The 16,912-nt window shown below is 66.8% G+C and carries 16 protein-coding genes; 7 read left to right on the forward strand and 9 right to left on the reverse strand.

Annotation, left to right across the window (positions count from 1 at the left end):
* Window positions 1-4 precede the first annotated feature (4 nt).
* The gene (locus E6G92_14565) at window positions 5-2,095 is read right to left on the reverse strand and encodes a bifunctional (p)ppGpp synthetase/guanosine-3',5'-bis(diphosphate) 3'-pyrophosphohydrolase (GenBank protein TMJ17531.1); all 2,091 of its coding nucleotides are present in this window, start codon (window positions 2,093-2,095) and stop codon (window positions 5-7) included.
* A gap of 116 nt (window positions 2,096-2,211) precedes the next feature.
* Between E6G92_14565 and E6G92_14570 the strand changes: the two genes are divergently transcribed.
* Window positions 2,212-2,679, forward strand: coding sequence for a helix-turn-helix transcriptional regulator (locus E6G92_14570; protein ID TMJ17532.1), 468 nt, complete (start codon window positions 2,212-2,214; stop codon window positions 2,677-2,679).
* 41 nt (window positions 2,680-2,720) lie between these two features.
* Here the strand turns inward: E6G92_14570 and E6G92_14575 are convergent, their stop codons facing one another.
* The 4 genes from E6G92_14575 to E6G92_14590 all read right to left on the reverse strand — a co-directional run bounded on the left by E6G92_14575 (window position 2,721) and on the right by E6G92_14590 (window position 5,342).
* Entirely contained in the window at window positions 2,721-2,945 is a 225-nt protein-coding gene (locus tag E6G92_14575) for a hypothetical protein (GenBank protein ID TMJ17533.1), read from the reverse strand.
* Window positions 2,946-3,073: 128 nt separating this feature from the next.
* Window positions 3,074-3,418, reverse strand: a complete 345-nt coding sequence (locus E6G92_14580) for a DNA-directed RNA polymerase subunit omega (protein ID TMJ17534.1) — start codon at window positions 3,416-3,418, stop codon at window positions 3,074-3,076.
* Between the two features lie 98 nt (window positions 3,419-3,516).
* A complete protein-coding gene (locus E6G92_14585) occupies window positions 3,517-4,629 on the reverse strand; it encodes a DNA polymerase III subunit beta (protein TMJ17535.1) in 1,113 nt (370 codons plus the stop codon).
* A gap of 137 nt (window positions 4,630-4,766) precedes the next feature.
* Window positions 4,767-5,342: a porin family protein gene (locus E6G92_14590; protein TMJ17536.1), complete on the reverse strand. Its 576-nt coding sequence runs from the start codon at window positions 5,340-5,342 to the stop codon at window positions 4,767-4,769.
* Window positions 5,343-5,561: 219 nt separating this feature from the next.
* On the opposite strand from E6G92_14590, the gene E6G92_14595 reads away from it, so the two are divergent.
* Genes E6G92_14595 through E6G92_14615 form a run of 5 tightly spaced genes read left to right on the forward strand, consistent with a single transcriptional unit; the run spans window position 5,562 to window position 11,541 of the window.
* Entirely contained in the window at window positions 5,562-6,050 is a 489-nt protein-coding gene (locus E6G92_14595; GenBank protein TMJ17629.1) for a hypothetical protein, read from the forward strand.
* Between the two features lie 46 nt (window positions 6,051-6,096).
* Window positions 6,097-7,281 carry a 23S rRNA (adenine(2503)-C(2))-methyltransferase RlmN gene (gene rlmN / locus E6G92_14600; protein TMJ17537.1) on the forward strand — a complete coding sequence of 395 codons (1,185 nt, stop codon included), beginning with the start codon at window positions 6,097-6,099 and terminating at the stop codon, window positions 7,279-7,281.
* A 57-nt stretch (window positions 7,282-7,338) separates the two neighbouring features.
* On the forward strand, window positions 7,339-8,610 hold the full coding sequence (locus E6G92_14605; protein ID TMJ17538.1) for a class I SAM-dependent methyltransferase: 1,272 nt from the start codon (window positions 7,339-7,341) through the stop codon (window positions 8,608-8,610).
* Between the two features lie 10 nt (window positions 8,611-8,620).
* Window positions 8,621-9,892 (forward strand): class I SAM-dependent methyltransferase, encoded by a 1,272-nt coding sequence (locus E6G92_14610; GenBank protein ID TMJ17539.1) that lies wholly within the window; start codon window positions 8,621-8,623, stop codon window positions 9,890-9,892.
* Window positions 9,893-9,945: 53 nt separating this feature from the next.
* Window positions 9,946-11,541 carry a hypothetical protein gene (locus E6G92_14615; protein ID TMJ17540.1) on the forward strand — a complete coding sequence of 532 codons (1,596 nt, stop codon included), beginning with the start codon at window positions 9,946-9,948 and terminating at the stop codon, window positions 11,539-11,541.
* On the opposite strand, the gene E6G92_14620 is transcribed toward E6G92_14615, so the two are convergent.
* Entirely contained in the window at window positions 11,475-12,203 is a 729-nt protein-coding gene (locus tag E6G92_14620; GenBank protein TMJ17541.1) for a class I SAM-dependent methyltransferase, read from the reverse strand. The genes E6G92_14615 and E6G92_14620 overlap by 67 nt on opposite strands.
* Window positions 12,203-13,378, reverse strand: a complete 1,176-nt coding sequence (locus E6G92_14625) for a glycosyltransferase family 2 protein (GenBank protein TMJ17542.1) — start codon at window positions 13,376-13,378, stop codon at window positions 12,203-12,205. Before E6G92_14625 ends, E6G92_14620 begins: the two co-directional genes overlap by 1 nt.
* A gap of 275 nt (window positions 13,379-13,653) precedes the next feature.
* On the opposite strand from E6G92_14625, the gene E6G92_14630 reads away from it, so the two are divergent.
* Complete coding sequence (locus tag E6G92_14630; GenBank protein ID TMJ17543.1) at window positions 13,654-15,426, forward strand: AcrB/AcrD/AcrF family protein; 1,773 nt, start codon at window positions 13,654-13,656, stop codon at window positions 15,424-15,426.
* Here E6G92_14630 and E6G92_14635 read toward each other — a convergent pair.
* Both E6G92_14635 and folD read right to left on the reverse strand, forming a co-directional pair.
* Window positions 15,419-16,036 (reverse strand): NAAT family transporter, encoded by a 618-nt coding sequence (locus E6G92_14635; GenBank protein TMJ17544.1) that lies wholly within the window; start codon window positions 16,034-16,036, stop codon window positions 15,419-15,421. The genes E6G92_14630 and E6G92_14635 overlap by 8 nt on opposite strands.
* Entirely contained in the window at window positions 16,033-16,905 is an 873-nt protein-coding gene (folD, locus tag E6G92_14640) for a bifunctional methylenetetrahydrofolate dehydrogenase/methenyltetrahydrofolate cyclohydrolase FolD (protein TMJ17545.1), read from the reverse strand. The genes E6G92_14635 and folD overlap by 4 nt, the downstream gene beginning before the upstream one ends.
* Between the last annotated feature and the right edge of the window lie 7 nt (window positions 16,906-16,912).

Consider the following 16,912-nt stretch of genomic DNA (forward strand, 5'->3'; position numbering starts at 1 on the left):
CCCTCTAGATGCGCTCCGCCGTCGAGACCACGTCGGTCGACCTCAGCGCCGCGAGAATGCGCATCAGGTGCTGGACGTCGTGCACCTCGATGTCGAGGTGGAAGGTGTGGAACGACCCATCGCGCGAGGTCTGGTCCATGCTGACGATGTTCGCGCCGTGGCTGCCGAGCACGCCGGCGACCGCCGCGAGCGAGCCGGGCTCGTTCTTGATGACGATGCACAGCCGCGTGGCGCCGCCATCGGCCTCGTCGCCCCAGGCGAGATCGACCCAGTCGGCGTCGATCCCGTCGGCGAGGCTCGGGCAGCCGATCATGTGGACCTCGATCCCCTCGCCTTCGCGGCGCAGGCCAACGATCCGGTCGCCCGGGATCGGGTGGCAGCATTCGGCGAGCTGGAAGGCGACTCCGGGGGTCAGGCCCTTGATCGAGATGGCGGTGCGCTGGGGCGGCGGCTTGACCCCGTCCTTGATCGCCGAACCCGGCACCAGGGCCTCCATCACCGCGACGTCGTCGACCCGCTTGAGCGCGATCGCCTCCATCAGCGCCTCGTCGTTCGGCAAATGAAGGCGACGCAGCGCCTCGGCGATCGCCTCCCAGCCGAGCGGCTGGGGCAGGCGCTGGACGATCTCGTCGAAGATCTTGCGGCCCAGCGAGACCGTCTCCTCGCGCTCCTTCGATTTCACCCAGCGGCGGATCTTGGCCCGCGCCTTGCCGGTGACGACGTAGGAGAGCCAGGCCGGCTGCGGGTGCTGCGCCTTGGAGACGAGGATCTCGACCTGGTCGCCGTTGTTGAGCGGGGTCCTGAGCGGCATCACGCGGCCGTTGATCTTCGAGCCGACCGTCTGGTCGCCGAGATCGGTGTGGACGGCATAAGCGAAATCGACGGGGGTTGCGCCCTTGGGCAACTGGATCAGCTCGCCCTTCGGGGTGAAGGCGAAGATACGGTCCTGGTACATCGCCATTCGGGTGTGCTCGAGCAGCTCCTCGGCGCTTCCCGCATGGTCGAGTATCTCCACCAGGTCGTTGATCCAGGGATGGTCGGCGCTCGCCGCGACCTCGCCCTCCTTATAGGCCCAATGGGCGGCGAGGCCGTGCTCGGCCTGGGCGTGCATCTCGTGGGTGCGGATCTGGATCTCGATCCGCATCTGCTCGTCGTGGATGATCGTGGTGTGGATCGATCGGTAGCCGTTGCGCTTGGGAGTCGAGATGAAATCCTTGAAGCGCCCCGGCACGACCGGCCAGCGCTGGTGGATCAGGCCGAGCGTTCGGTAACATTCCTCGACGCTGCCGACGACGGCGCGAAAGGCCATGACGTCGCTGAGCTGCTCAAAGCTGACGTGGCGCTCGGCCATCTTGCGCCAGATCGAGTAGGGATGTTTCTCGCGCCCCTGAACCTCGGCCTCGATCCCGTTCGCCTCGAGATGGGCCTTGATTCCCCGGCCGATCCGCTGGATCAGGTCGCCGCCGCCGCCCTGATGAAGCCGTTCCAGCCGCTTGGTGATCGATTCGTAGGCGTCGGGCTCGATCTCGCGGAAGGCGAGCGTCTGCATCTCGGTCATGAACTCGTACATGCCGATCCGCTCGGCGAGCGGGGCGTAGATGTCCATCGTCTCGCGGGCGATGCGGCGGCGCTTCTCGGGGTCCTCCAGGTGATGGAGCGTGCGCATGTTGTGCAGCCGGTCGGCGAGCTTGACCAGGAGGACGCGGATGTCGTCCGACATTGCGAGCAGGAACTTGCGCAGATTTTCGGCCGCCCGCTGGCTCTCGCTCTGCGCCTCGATCTTGCTGAGCTTGGTGACCCCGTCGACCAGCCGGGCGACGTTCTTGCCGAACAGCTTTCGGATCTCGGCCGGAGTCGCTAGCGTGTCCTCGATCGTGTCGTGGAGGATCGCGGTCGCGATCGTCTCGTCGTCGAGGTGGAGGTCGGTAAGGATTCCGGCGACCTCGATCGGGTGGCTGTAATAGGGATCGCCCGAGGCGCGCTTCTGGCTGCCGTGCGCCTTCATCGAGAAGACGTAGGCGCGGTTGATCAGCGCCTCATCGGCATCGGGATCGTAGCCCCGGACCTTCTCGACCAGCTCATATTGTCTCAGCACCCCGTCAAAATGGGGCGCGGGGGCCCAAGGGGCAAACGAAAAGTGCGCAACGGGGGCGGCGGCGCCGAAAATCGATTGCAGATGACAACCTGTGAAAATGGGCTAGTCTGCCCATCATGAGGCCCGATCAGCGAACGGCCATACTGGTGGAATGCGCATTGCCGAGCGCGCTCGAGGCCGTGGGCGAGCGCTGGTCCTTCCTGATCCTGCGGGGCGCCTTCAACGGCCTTGCCCATTTCGAGGAATTTCAGGGGACGCTCGGAATCGCCCGGAATATCCTGTCGAACAGGCTCAGCCGGCTCGTCCAGCACGAGATTCTGCGGCGCGAGCCCGATCGGTCCGATCGGCGCAAGGTCGCCTATCGGCTGACCGACAAGGGGATGGCCTTGCTGCCGGCGCTGATCGCGCTGAGGCAGTGGGGCGAGAAATGGATTTCGGGGGTGCCCAGCAACCCGGTGCTGGTCGATCGCCGCAGCCGCCTTCCGGTGGCCTCTTTGGCGGTTCGCGCCGCCGACGGCCGCCCCCTCTCGCTCGGCGAGCTGGAATGGATCGACCGGGCGGAGCTGCCTTCGCCCAGGGACTGAGTCCGCACGGGCCGGGCGGCCGCAGGCCGCCCGGAACTGGCTTACGGGCTGTTAGGGCCGCCACCGCCCGAAATGGCCGCGATGCCGATGAGCACGATCAGCACGACACCGAGAATGACCGCAGTCGAGCCGCCGCCATGATTGCTCTCTTCGTCCTGAAGAAGACTGACGTTGACCGTCGGAGCGGCTGCGCGCGCAATGCTGAGCGGCGCGGCTGCGTTGGCCGCCACGGGCGCGGCCGCGAGGCCCGCCGCCGCCAGCATCATCGTTATTCTATTAACCTTCACATTTGCCTCCCTTGCAGGCGCACGCCCCAGCGCCGCCGATTCGACCTTGCACGGATGGACCGACAACAGTCAAGACGCGTCTAGCTTGGCAGCGCGCAATGACTCGCTCAGCCGTCGTAATCAGCTCCGGCATTGTTGTTGCGCTGCGGTGCGGCGGCGGTGAGCCGCAGCGCCTCGGCCGAAGCGCTGAGCGAGCCGACCTCGTCCGCCACGTCGTCCTCGTCGACCTGGACGCGCTGAAGGCTGCCGATCAGCGATTCCTCGAGCTCGCGAGGGCGAACCGTCTGCTCGGCCACTTCGCGCAGAGCCACGACCGGATTCTTGTCGCGGTCGCGATCGATGGTCAACTCGGCGCCGCCGGAAATCTGGCGGGCGCGCTGGGCCGAAAGAAGCACCAGATCGAAACGGTTGGGGACTTTGTCGACGCAATCTTCGACGGTAACGCGCGCCATGCGGCTGCTCCACTCTTGAAATGCTGCTGTGCAGGAAAGGCCGCGCGCCTATCAGCGCGAGCCCTCGGAGTCAATGTAATGCGCCTTCCCGGCCCTTCCTAGACCCGCATCGGCATCAGCACGTAGAGCGCCGGGGCCTTGTCGTTTTCCCTGAGCAGGGTGGGCGCCGCTGCGTCCGCCAGGTGGACCTCCATCACGTCCCCCTCGATCTGGCCGAGAATGTCCAGGAGGTAGCGGGCGTTGAACCCGATCTCGATGCCGTCGGCCGCGTAATCGGCCGACACTTCTTCGGCGGCGGTGCCGTTTTCGGGCGACGTCACGGACAGAGTGACCCGGTCGCGGTCGAGCGACATCTTGACCGCGCGGGTGCGCTCGCTGGCGATGGTCGAGACTCGGTCGACCCCTTCGGCGAAGCTGCGCGGATCGAGCTTCAGCAGCTTGTCGTTCGCGGTCGGGATCACCCGGCTGTAATCCGGGAACGTCCCGTCGATCAGCTTGGACGTGAGCACCGCGTTGCCGAGGCTGAACCGGATCTTCGATTCGGAGAGAGAGACCTGAACGGTGCCGTCGACCTCGTCCAGCAGCTTGCGCAATTCGGCGACGCATTTGCGTGGAATGATGACTCCCGGCATGCCCTGCGCCCCCTCGGGTCGGGGAACCGTGACCCGCGCCAGGCGGTGGCCGTCGGTCGCCGCCGCCTTGAGCACCGGCTGCGCCTCGTCCGAGACGTGGAAGTAGATGCCGTTCAGATAGTAGCGCGTCTCCTCCGTGGAGATGGCGAAGCGGGTCTTGTCGATGATCTGGCGCAGAGTCGCGGCGGGCAACTCGAAGCTGGTCGGCAAATCGCCCTCGGCGATGACCGGAAAATCGTCGCGCGGCAGGGTCGCCAGCGTGAAGCGGGCGCGCCCCGCATTGACCTGCATCCGCCCTTCGGCCGCGATCAGCTCGACCTGGCTGCCTTCGGACATTTTGCGCACGATATCGAACAAGGTGTGCGCCGGCACGGTGGTCGCTCCCGGCTCGGAGACGTCCGCCTCGACGGTCTCGTTGACCTGAAGGTCGAGATCCGTCGCCATGAGCCTGAGGCCGCCCCCTTCGTCGGCCTCGATCAGGACGTTCGACAGAATCGGTATCGTGTTCCTGCGCTCCACCACCGAGTGGACGTGGCCGAGGCCCTTGAGGAGGGTGGCCCGTTCGATCGTCGCCTTCATCGATTACCCCTGCTGCAACGCAATTGGTGATTTGGAGGAAAACTTATAGCGATGGTTGCGAGGCCCGCCAGTGGCTGGCAAGAAAAAAGGCCGGAGCGTCGCCGCCCCGGCCTTCTTCGTCCGGCTGCCGGCTTCGCCTAGAAGCGGAAGCCGAGGCCGACCACGCCCTGATGGCGCGAGAAATCGCTCTCGTAGTTCGAGTAGCGATACTCGGCCCGAAGGAACATGTTGCGGCCGAGCGCGATGTCCGCGCCGGCGCCGGCGCGGATGCCGTCCGCATTCGCGCCGTCGCTGACGACGGTCGTGCCGTTGTCATAGACCGCGCCGACGCGGGCGTTGGTGTAGCCGAGCTTGGCATAGAGCAGGACGCCGTTGCTCACCACGCCGCCGAGGCGGGCGCCGACGTAGAAATCGCGGCGCGCTTCGGCGCAAGCCCGGTCGCCGGCGACGATGACATTGGCCTGGCACTCTTCGGCGGTCGATTCGGCCGCTTCCAGCTCGAGGCCGGCGCGCATGTTCGTGCCCAGCGCGAAATCATAGCCGCCGGCGATGCCGTAGGCGATGCCGCCGTCGCTGTCGCCGTCCACGGAAAGGCTGTCATAGCCGGCGATCGCTTCGATGTGGCCGCCGACGAAAGGTGCCGGGGCCGCGTGCGCGAACGCAGGCGCAGCAGAAGCAGCCGCGAGAACAGCCGCGGCGTAAACGATACGCATTATTGTTATCTCCTTGAAACAATGTCCAGATAAGGACCACAACCAGATAGGGGCGACTTTGTTGCAGTGCAACACAGACCCACCGCCTTTTGATCAGGAGTGTTACCTCACTACCACAGTCGCCGGGGAGAATCCTGGGTGTCTGGGGCCAAGGTCGCCCGGCCTCCCCGCGCATTTCCTGTTGCCACCGCGCCGCCCGAGCGGCGACAAAGGGTGGAAATGCCCCGAGGCCGGACCTTCCTGCTCGTCTTCGCCGCCCTGGCCTCCGCCGCGGCGGCTCAGCCGCGACCGTTGGGAGTCTTCGGCGGCTGGGGCGCCTTCGCCGGCGACGGACGCTGCTATGCGATCAGCCAGCCTGCTGAAGTCCCGGCGGCGGCTCCCTGGCGTCCCTTCGCCGCCGTCGGCCACTGGCCGGGACGAAGCGCCGGCGGCCAGCTCCATGTTCGCCTCAGCCGGGAGAAGCGCCAGGGCTCTGCGGTGCTTCTGAAGATCGACGGAGTCAGCTTCCAGCTCGCCGGCGGCGGGCGGGAGGCATGGGCGCCGGACGCCCGCGCCGACCGGGAAATCCAGTCGGCGATGCGCACCGGCATCGACATGGTCGTAGAGACCCGCGCGACGGACGGCGCCGCGGTGCACGACCGCTACGGCCTGCGCGGCGCTGCGACGGCGATGGACGCCGCAGCGATCGCGTGCATCCCCCGCCGCTAGAAAAGCGGCCGCCGAGCGCCTACATGGCGCGCTCATGACAGCGCCGATGCCTATTCCCGGTCTCATCGATCCGGTTCCGGTCCCGCGCCCCGAGGTGGCGGGCGCGGGCGCGCGCGTGAACCTGATCGGCCTTTCCAAGGCGCAGATCCGCCAGGCCCTGATGGATGCCGGGCTCGACGAGAAGCAGGCCAAGCTTCGCGCCAAGCAGCTCTGGCACCAGATCTACAACCGGGGCGCGACCGCCTTCGATGCGATGAGCGACATCGCCAAGCCCCAGCGCGCCTGGCTGGCCGAGCGGTTCGAGGTCGCGCGGCCCGAGGTGGTGGTCGAGCAGGTCTCCACCGACGGCACCCGCAAGTGGCTGCTGCGCACTCCGGACGGCCACGATTTCGAGATGGTCTTCATCCCGGATGCCGACCGCGGCACGCTCTGCGTCTCGAGCCAGGTCGGCTGCACGCTCAATTGCCGCTTCTGCCATACCGGCACGATGCGGCTCGTTCGCAACCTCAATGCCGGCGAGATCGTCGGCCAGGTCATGCTCGCCCGCGACAGCCTCGGCGAATGGCCCTCCCAACCCGAAGGCCGCATGCTCTCCAACATCGTGATGATGGGCATGGGAGAGCCGCTCTACAATTTCGACAATGTCCGCGACGCGCTGAAGATCGTGATGGACGGCGACGGGCTCGGCCTGTCGCGGCGCCGGATCACGCTGTCCACCTCCGGCGTGGTGCCGATGATGGCGCGGGCGGGGGAGGAGATAGGAGTCAACTTAGCCGTCAGCCTTCATGCGGTGACCAAGGAGGTGCGCGACGAGATCGTGCCGCTCAACCGCAAGTTCGGCATCGAGCAGCTGCTGGAAGCCTGCGCCGCCTACCCCGGCGCCAACAATGCGCGCCGGATCACGTTCGAATATGTTATGCTGAAGGACAGGAACGACAGCGACGAGGACGCGCGCGAGCTCGTTCGCCTGATCAAGCGCTACAAGCTTCCGGCCAAGGTCAATCTGATCCCGTTCAACCCCTGGCCCGGCAGCGATTACGAATGTTCGGACGAGGAGCGCATCCGCAGCTTCTCCAACATCGTGTTCGAGGCCGGGATCAGCGCCCCCATCCGCCGCCCGCGCGGGCGCGACATCATGGCCGCCTGCGGGCAGCTGAAATCCGCGGCGGAGAAGAAAAGCCGCGCCGAACTCGACCGTATTGCCGCAGAGAAACAGGCCGCGCTCGCGTAGAAACCGCCGCCGCCGTTACGATTGCCATCCGCCGTCATCCGGCTATTCTGCGCGGCCATGCGGTTACTCGACAAGATGCTGGCTCGGCACGTCCGCAAGGGCGAGCTCACGATCATCGACCATAAGGGCCGTAAGCGCCGCTACGGAGCGCCGGACCCGGAGCTTCGGCCGGTCACCGTAAGGATCGCCGATCGGATGACTCCGCTGCGCGTCGCCCGCGATCCGGCGGTCGGCACCGCAGAGGCCTATATGGACGGGCGGCTGGTGCTCGAGCAGGGCGAGATCCTCGATCTGGTGCTGATCATCCGGCGCAACCGCCGGTGGGAGGATCGCGAAGGCCCGGGCAAGTTCCTGCGCAAGGGCAGCAAGCTGGGCCGGCCGCTCGCCCATCTCAACTGGCGGCGCCAGGCGCGGCGCAACGTCGCCCACCATTACGACATCGGCAACGATTTCTATCGGCTGTGGATGGAAGCCGACATGCAATATAGCTGCGGTTATTTCACCGATCCGGGCAACAGCCTGGAGCAGGCGCAGCTCGACAAGAAGGCGCATCTCGCCTCGAAGCTGTATCTGAAGCCAGGCCAGCGCGTGCTCGACATCGGCTGCGGCTGGGGCGGTCTGGCGCTCTACCTGAACCGCGTCGCCGACGTGGACGTTCTCGGGGTGACGCTGTCGACAGAGCAGCTTGCGCTGGCGCGCGAGCGCGCCGAGGCCGCCGGCGTAGCGGACCGCGTCAAGTTCGAGCTGACGGACTATCGCGATCTGACCGGCACGTTCGACCGGATCGTCTCGGTCGGCATGTTCGAGCATGTCGGGCCGCCTTTCTACCGCGGATTCTTCCGCAAGTGCCGCGAGCTGCTCGCGCCCGACGGGGTCATGCTCCTCCACACGATGGGGCGGATGGGCAAGCCCGGCACCACCGACAAGTTCATCCAGAAATATATCTGGCCCGGCGGATACATCCCCGCGCTGTCGGAGATCGTCTCGGCGAGCGAGGTCAATCGGCTGATCATGGCCGATTGCGAGGCGCTTCGGCTCCATTATCCGCCGACGGTCCTCCACTGGTACGAGCGCTTCAAGGCGTGCCGCGAAGAGGTGATCCGCCGCTACGACGAGCGTTTCTACCGGCTCTGGCTGTTCTACCTCGCAGCCGGCCTGTCGATGTTCAGCGACGGCGGGATGACCGTCTATCAGCTCCAATATCTGAGGCGCCGGGACGCGGCGCCGATGATCCGCAACTATATGTTCGAAGCGGAGGAGCGCCTTCACGCGGCCGCGCTTGACCCGGCCGGGCCAGCCATGCTCAGTGGCGCCGAAATCAGGGAATAGGGACCCTTCTATGTGGCTTTTGAACAAGATGCTTCGCCCGCTGATCAAGAAGGGCGAACTCATCGTCATCGATCATGACGGCAAGGAATATCGCTACGGCGCGCCCGATCCGAACCACGGCCCGATCACCGCCCGGCTGACCGACAGGCGCGCCGCGTTCCACATCGCCAAGGATCCGCGCGTCGGCGCGGGCGAAGCCTATATGAACGGCTGGCTGACGATCGATCCGCCCAGGGACATCCGCGATCTCGTCCTGTTCATCCGCTACAACGCGCCGGTCGAGAAGGGCGGCGCGCTGAAGCCCAAGGGGCCGATCCGCAAGACGCTCAACCAGGCGCTGGGCCGGCTCGACCAGATCAACTGGAAGACCCGCTCGCGGCGCAATGCCGAGCACACCTACAACCTCACCCGCCGCCTCTACGAGCTGTTCCTCGACGAGGACCGGCAATATACGATGGCGTATTATCGCGATCCTTCGAACAGCCTGGAAAAGGCCCAGCTCGACAAGAAGGCGCACATCGCCGCCAAGCTGAATCTCAAGCCCGGCATGAAGGTGCTCGACATCGGCTGCGGCTGGGGCGGCCTCGCGCTCTATCTCAACCGCCATTACGGCGTCGAAGTGCTGGGCGTGGCGCTGGCGCCGGACCAGATCCAGTTCTCCAACGAGCGCGCGGCCGAGCTCGGCGTCTCCGACAAGGTGAAGTTCGAGCTCAAGGATTATCGCGACGTCGAGGGCCAGTTCGACCGGATCACCAGCGTCGGCCTGATCGAGCATCTCGGAACGCCGCATTATCCGGGCTTCTTCGCCCACATGCACCGTCTGCTGAAGGACGACGGCGTGATGTTCTCGCATTGCTGCGGGCGGATGGGCGAGCCGGGCGTCACCGACAAATGGACCCGCAAGTACATCTTCCCGGGCGGCTACATCCCGGCCCTTTCGGAGCTCGTGACCCAGGCCGAAAAGCACCGGCTGATCGTGACCGACGTCGAGGCGATGCGCTATCACTACGCCTATACGCTCGCCGAATGGTACAACCGGACGATGATCCACCAGGAAGAGATCACGGCGCTTTACGACGAGCGCTTCTTCCGCATGTGGCAATTCTACCTCGCCGGCGCCGAGGCCGCGTTCAGCTATGGCGGCCTGGTCAACTGGCAGCTTCAATATGTGAAGCGGCGCGGCTCTCTCCCGATCACCCGCGACTTCATGTTCGAGGAGGAGGAGCGGCTGCGCGCGAACGACGTGCCGCCCGAATGGCATTTGAGCCGCGCCGCCGAATAGCGGGCGGCAGCGGAAGGGATGAACGTGGGGCAATTGGAGGGTAAGGCAGCGCCATGACCCTCACCTCGGGCCCTGCCGACGCTCCCCAACATCCGCTCCAATGGTGGGAGAAAAGATGGACCGTCGCGGCTTTGATGCTGCTGTCGGTCTTGCCCCTGCTCTGGCCCGATATCCCGCCTTTGCTCGATCTGCCCGGCCACATGGGGCGATACCGGGTTCAGCTCGATCTCGCGACTTCGCCCGATCTCCAGCAATATTTCGGCTTTCACTGGCAGGTGATCGGCAACCTCGGCGTCGACCTGCTCGTCCAGATCCTCGCGCCCATCATCGGCCTCGAGCCCGCCGTGAAGCTGATCGTCTGCACCATCCCGGTGCTCACGGTCGGAGGCATGCTCTGGGTCGCACGCGAGGTTCACGGGCGCGTGCCGCCGACGGCCCTGTTCGCAATTCCGCTGGCCTACAACTTCCCGTTCCTCTTCGGCTTCGTGAACTTCGCGCTGTCGATGGCGCTCGCCTTGCTCGCCTTCGCATTGTGGCTGAGGCTCGCCCGGCTCGGCCACCTGCGCCTCAGGGCAGTGGTGTTCGTGCCCATCTCCTTCGCGCTGTGGATCTGCCATGCCTTCGGCTGGGGCACGCTCGGCGTTCTCGCTTTCTCGGCCGAGCTGGTGCGCCAGCACGATCGCGGCCATAATTTCGTCGTCGCCGGCGCGCGTGCCGCCTTCCACTGCCTCTCGCTCGCGCCGCCGGTCGCGCTGATGCTGCTCTGGCGCAGCAACGCGGCCGGGGTCACCGCCGACTGGTTCAACTGGACCGCCAAAATGGACTGGCTGCGAATGGCGCTGCGTGACCGCTGGGCGACGTTCGATCTTGCCTCGCTCGGCCTCCTGCTGGCGCTGATCGGCTGGGCAGTGATCAGCCGCAAGCTGACTTACTCGCGCAACCTGCTCGCCTCGGCCCTGTTCCTTTCGATCGTCTTCGTCCTGCTGCCCAGGATCGTCTTCGGATCGGCTTACGCCGACATGCGGCTCGCGCCCTACCTGTTCATGATCGCGGTCATCGCCATCCGCTACCCGGAGCGAAGCGGCCTGATCTTCGCGCGCACTCTGGCGATCGCAGGGCTTGCCTTCACGCTGGCGAGGACCGGAGCGACCACGGTCAGCATGTCGCTCTACGGCCGGACCTACGACCGCGAGCTTGCCGCCCTCGATCATGTGCCGCGCGGCGCCCGAATGGTGAGCTTCGTCGGCCGTCCCTGCATCGAGAATTGGGCGATGACCCGCCTGCTCCACCTTCCTGGCATCGGCATCGTTCGCAAGCACGCGTTCTCAAATGACCAGTGGACAATGGCCGGCGCTCAGTTGCTCGAGGTCCACTACCGGCCGGGCTGGCCGTTCATCCGCGACGCCACCCAGATCGTCACCGCGCGCCGATGCCCGTACGAATATTGGCGGAGTCTCGATATGGCCCTGGCGGTCTTCCCGCGCGACGCATTCGATTATGTCTGGCTGATCGATCCGCCGCGTTACGATCCGCGCCTGACCGAAGGGCTGCGCCCGATCTGGCGCAGCGGGACGAGCGTGCTCTACCGGGTCGAAAGCAAGGCGTACAACGAGACCCCGGCGGGAAGCGGCACCCTGCCGATCATGTGACGCTCCAGCGCGAAGATGCGCTCGAATAGCGCGTTGAGCGCTCGCGGCGGGAGCGTGTCGTCGCTTGACGATTTCCCCGCGATATTCCCCGCGATCCGGACCATCGCCGCGAGCGGGAAGAGCAGACTGTTGAAATAGCCGATGTCTTCGACACTGAGTCCCGCTGCTTCCGCGACGCGCCGCAAGCCGCGTTTCGAGTAGCGCCGCTTGTGATGATGGGCGAGGTCGTGCGCGCTCCACATCCACCGATAGGCCGGAACGGTGACCAGGATCCGGCCGCCCGGCGCAAGCTTCCTCGCGATGCTCGCGAGCGCAGCCTGGTCGCCGTCGACATGCTCCAGCACGTCGAGCAAGGCGATCAGATGATAGGTCCGGTCCGGAACGCCCGTCAGTTCGGGCAGCGGGGCGTCGCCGACCGCGTGGCCGAGCCGCTTGCTCGCGAACGCCCGCGCCTCGCCGTCTATTTCGAGCGCGTCGAGCCGGCCGAAGGAACGAAGCATCTCGAAATTGTGGCCGGTGCCGCACCCGATCTCGAGGATCCGCGCGCCTTCGGGCAGGTTCGCCTCCCGTGCGATCAGCTCGGCGAGGATCTTGCGGCGGGCGACGTACCACCAGTGGACCTGGTCGTGCTCGGCCATGCGATCGAAGACGGCGCGCTCCATCAGCCGCCGTCCTCGCCGAAGCCGACCTTCTTGCGGACCACGTAGAGCGGCCTGCGCTTGGTCTCGATCAGAATCCGGCCGACATATTCGCCGAGCACGCCCAGCGAGATGAGCTGGACGGAGCCGAAGAAGAGGATGGCGACGATCAGCGAGGGATAGCCGGCGACGTCGCTGCCCCACAGGATCGTCTTGATCACCACCCAAACCGCGTAGAGCAGGGTGAGGCCGGCGATGACGACGCCGACATAGGACCATATCCTGAGCGGCATGGTCGAGGCGGAGGTGATTCCGTCGAGCGCCAGAGTCCACAATTTCCAGTAGCGGAACTTGGTCTTGCCGTGCTCGCGCTCGGCGCGCGCATATTCGACCGCCGCCTGACGAAAGCCCGACCAGGCGAACAGGCCCTTCATGAACCGGTTGCGCTCGGGCATCGCCTTGATGACCTCGACCACCGACCGGTCGAGCAGCCGGAAATCGCCGGCATGCTCTGGGATCTTGTCCGACGAGAGATAATTGTGGGCGCGGTAGTAGAGGTCGGCGGTGAGCCTTTTGGGCAGGCTGTCGGTCTCGCGGTTGGTCCGGACGCCGTAGACGACCTCGTAGCCGTCGCGCCACTTGGCCAGCATCGCGCCGATCACCTCGGGCGGGTCCTGCAGGTCGACGTCGATCGGGATCACCGCCTGGCCCTCGGCATGGTCGAGCCCGGCGGTCAGCGCCGCTTCCTTGCCGAAATTGCGGGAGAGCGAGAGCGCGCGGATTCGCGCGTCCTTTTGGTGGGCGGCGAGGATCGCGGCCATCGTGCCGTCCTCGCTGCCGTCGTCGACGAACACTATCTCCCACGACGGAGCGCCCGCATCGGGGAACAGCCCGTCGAGAATGGGGGCGACGCGCGCGATGAAGGGGCCGATCGCCGCCTCCTCGTCCTTGACCGGCGCGATCAGAGAGAGGACCGGGGCGCGGTTCACGCGAACACCCAGCGGCGATTGAGCGAGAAGACGATCAGCGGCGTGACTCCGAGCACGAGCGGGAGGGGCGCCCAGAGCGGCAGGCCGAAATATCGGACGAGTATCCCGACCCACAGCTGGTTGATGGCGAAGCTGATCAAGGCGACGACGAAGAACCGGCCCCCCGTGCGCGCGAGATTGTCGCGGCGGCCGTGGCCCTGGAAGCTCCATCGGCTGTGGATGACATAGCCGACCGCGACCGCGGCGAGGAAGCCGGCCGTCCAAGCGAGGTTCGGATCCATGCCGCCGGCGCCCAGCGCCCAATAGACGCCGAAGTTGACGAAGCTCGCCAGCCCGCCGGTCAGCGCATAGCGCACCAGCTGCCCCAATATCTCGCGATGTTCGTCCAAAACCTGCTTCATCCGCCCGGCGTCCGGCCCCCGCTTGCCCTTTGGGGAGGAGCGACTAATGCCCGAGGCTGGGCTTGGGAAGAAAAGAAAACGCTTATGCCGTCCGCCGGGGGATCTCCGTTCCAGCTTCTCGACCGGTATTGGCGCTGGTGGCTGGCCGTCCTTTGGCTGCTGGTCGGCGGATTGATGCTCGCCGACCGCTGGGGCGCGATCCACATCTTCGCGCTCGGCGACACCGACGACAATATGCGGATGATGCAGGTCCGCGGCCTCCTGAGCGGACAGGGCTGGTACGACCTCGCCCAGCATCGCCTGGCCGGCTCCAACATCCACTGGTCGCGCCTCGTCGACCTGCCGATCGCCGCGCTGAAGCTGCTGTTCACGCCGCTGATCGGGGGCCGGCTTGCCGAGCAGGTCGCGGTCGCCGTGGCTCCGCTGCTGCCGATGCTGGCGGCGATGGCCGCGGTGGCGGTGGTCGCTAAGCGGATGATCGGCGGCGGCGCCTTCTTCCTCGCGATCGTTTTGCTCTCCTGCGCCGGATCGGCCAAGGGCATGTGGCAGCCGCTGCGCATCGATCACCACGGCTGGCAGCTTGCCATGCTCGCCTGGGCGATGGCCTCGTTCACCGATCCCGAGCGCGCGCGGGGCGGAGCGACGCTCGGGCTTGCCACGGCGCTGTCGCTGGTCATCGGCCTGGAGATGATCCCCTATCTCGCGCTCGGCGGAGTGCTCGCGGCCTTGATGTGGGTGCGCGATCGCGCGGAGGCGAGGCGCCTGCTGGCCTACGGAGTCAGCCTCGGCGGCGGCGTGGCGGTCGGCTTCCTCGTCTTCACCTCAGAGGCGAACATGGCGCCGCTCTGCGACGCGCTGACGCCGGTCTGGCTCGCGGCGATGCTCGGCGCCGGCGCCGCGGCAACCGGCCTCGCGCTGCTCACTCCCGAAAAGCCGCTCGCCCGCCTCGCATTGGCCGCGGCTGCCGGCGCGATCCTCGGCGCCGCCTTCGCCTACGGCGCGCCCCAATGCCTCGGCAGGCTCGAGCAAAGCTCGCCCGAGCTCGAGCGGCTGTGGCTTTCCCGGGTGCGAGAGGCAATGCCGATCTGGCGCCACGGGGCGAGCATCACGATCCAGACGGTGGTGCTGCCGGTCTTCGGCCTGATCGGCTACGGCCTGATGCTCTGGCGCAGCCGGCGCGATCCCCAGGCGCTGGTCCGCTGGGCTGCGATCGCCACGCTCGCCGCCTTGGCCGCGGGCCTGCTTTGCTGGCAGACCCGCGCCGGCCCCGCGGCGCAGATGCTTTCGATTCCGGGAGTCGCCGCGCTCGCCTGGCTGGCGATCGCCTGGCTGCTTTCGTGGCAGAGCCTGGCCAGGCAGGTGGCCGCCGGGCTGGCCGCCTTGCTGCTCGTTTTCCTTCTCGCCAACGGCAACATCGCCGCTTTGTTCGACAAGCCGCTGAGCGAATTCCGCCGGACGATCAACGTCGCCAACAATCGCTGCCCAACGCTCTGGGCCCTGACTCCGGTGAACAGGCAGCCCGCGGGCATGGTGCTGACGTTCGTCGATCTTGGGCCCCGGCTGATCACGGTCACCCATCACGACGCGATCACCGGCCCCTATCACCGCAACGCCCGGCAGATCATCGACGTCATGCACGCCTGGCGCGGCACCGAGGCCAATGCGCTGGCGACGGTTCGACGCTATCGCGTGAATTACGTCCTGATCTGCCCGAACCTGTCGGAATCGACGCTCTACCGGGCCGAGGCGCCCGGCGGGTTCTACGCCCAATTGCTGCGCGGCAAGGTGCCCGCCTGGCTCGCGCCGGTACCCTTGCCGGCCAATTCGCCCTACCGGATGTGGCGGGTGGTCAAGTAAAGAACTGCTTGATCCCGTCGATCACGAACTGGGCGGCGAGCGCGGCGAGAATGACCCCGAGCAAGCGGGTCAGCATCGCTTCCATCCTGTGGCCGAGCAGGCGCATCATCGGCCCCGCGAGCAGCAAGGCGACGAGCGTGAGCAGCAGGGTCAGCAGCAATGCCCCCAGCACCAGCAAAGAGGGCAGGAGCCCGTCGATCCGCGCCATCAGCAGCATCACCGAGGCGATCGAGCCCGGGCCGGCGATCATCGGGATCGCCATCGGGAAGATCGAGACGTCCTCGACATGGGCCGCGCTGAGCTCCTCGGCCCGGTTCTCGCGCCGCTCGGTGCGCTTTTCGAACACCATGTCGATCGCGATCAGGAAGAGGAGGATTCCGCCGGCGATTCGGAAGGCGCTGAGCGAAACGCCGAGCGCGTGGAGCAGGTCTTCGCCGAGCAGGCCGAAGAAGACGAGGATTCCGGTCGCCACGAGAACGGCGCGGATCGCCATCGCCCGCCGGTGAGCTGCCGTGGCCCCGCTGGTCAGGCCAGCAAAGATCGGCGCGCAGCCGGGCGGATCGATCACCACCAGGAAGGTGACGAAGGCCGAGACGAACAGCTCGATCACAGGCCCTCGGGCGGGGCGAGGCCGGCGCGGGCATGCGCGGCGGCGAGCGTGTTGCGAAGCAGCACGGCGATGGTCATCGGCCCGACCCCGCCGGGCACCGGCGTAATCGCCGCGGCAACCTGGCGCGCGCCGTCGAAATCCACGTCGCCGGTCAGCCGCCCGTCGAGGCGGTTCATGCCGACGTCGATCACCGTCGCGCCGGGCTTCAGCCAGTCGCCCCTTATCAGCTCCGCCTGACCGACGGCGGCGACGAGGATGTCGGCGCGGCGAATAACGGCCGGAAGGTCGCGGGTGCGGCTATGGGCGATGGTGATCGTGCAATTCTCGCGCAGCAGAAGCTGGGCCATCGGCTTTCCGACGATGTTCGAGCGGCCGACGACGACCGCCTCGAGCCCGGAAAGATCGCCGAGCCGGTCCTTGAGCAGCATCAGGCAGCCCAAGGGCGTGCAGGGCACGATCCCCTGCTCCCCGACGGCGAGGCGGCCGGCATTTTCGACATGGAAGCCGTCGACGTCCTTGGCCGGATCGATCGCCGCGATCACCGCCTTCTCGTCGATCTGCTTCGGGAGCGGGAGCTGGACGAGGATTCCGTCGACCCGCTCGTCGCCGTTGAGGCGCCCGATCAGGTAGAGCAGCTCGTCCTGGCTGACGGTGTCGGGCAACCGATGCTCGAAGCTCGCCATTCCCGCGGCCTCGGTCGCCTTGCCCTTGTTGCGGACGTAGATCCCGCTCGCCGGATCCTCGCCGACCAGCACCACGACGAGGCCGGGCGCGCGGCCGGCCTGCTCCGCGAAGGCGGGGACTGCGTCGGCGATCCGCTCGCGCAAGGCGGAGGCGAAGGCCTTGCCGTCGATGATCGCCGCGCTCATGGCTTCC

It is taken from the genome of Alphaproteobacteria bacterium, from assembly GCA_005883305.1.
Lineage (GTDB): Bacteria > Pseudomonadota > Alphaproteobacteria > Sphingomonadales > Sphingomonadaceae > Allosphingosinicella.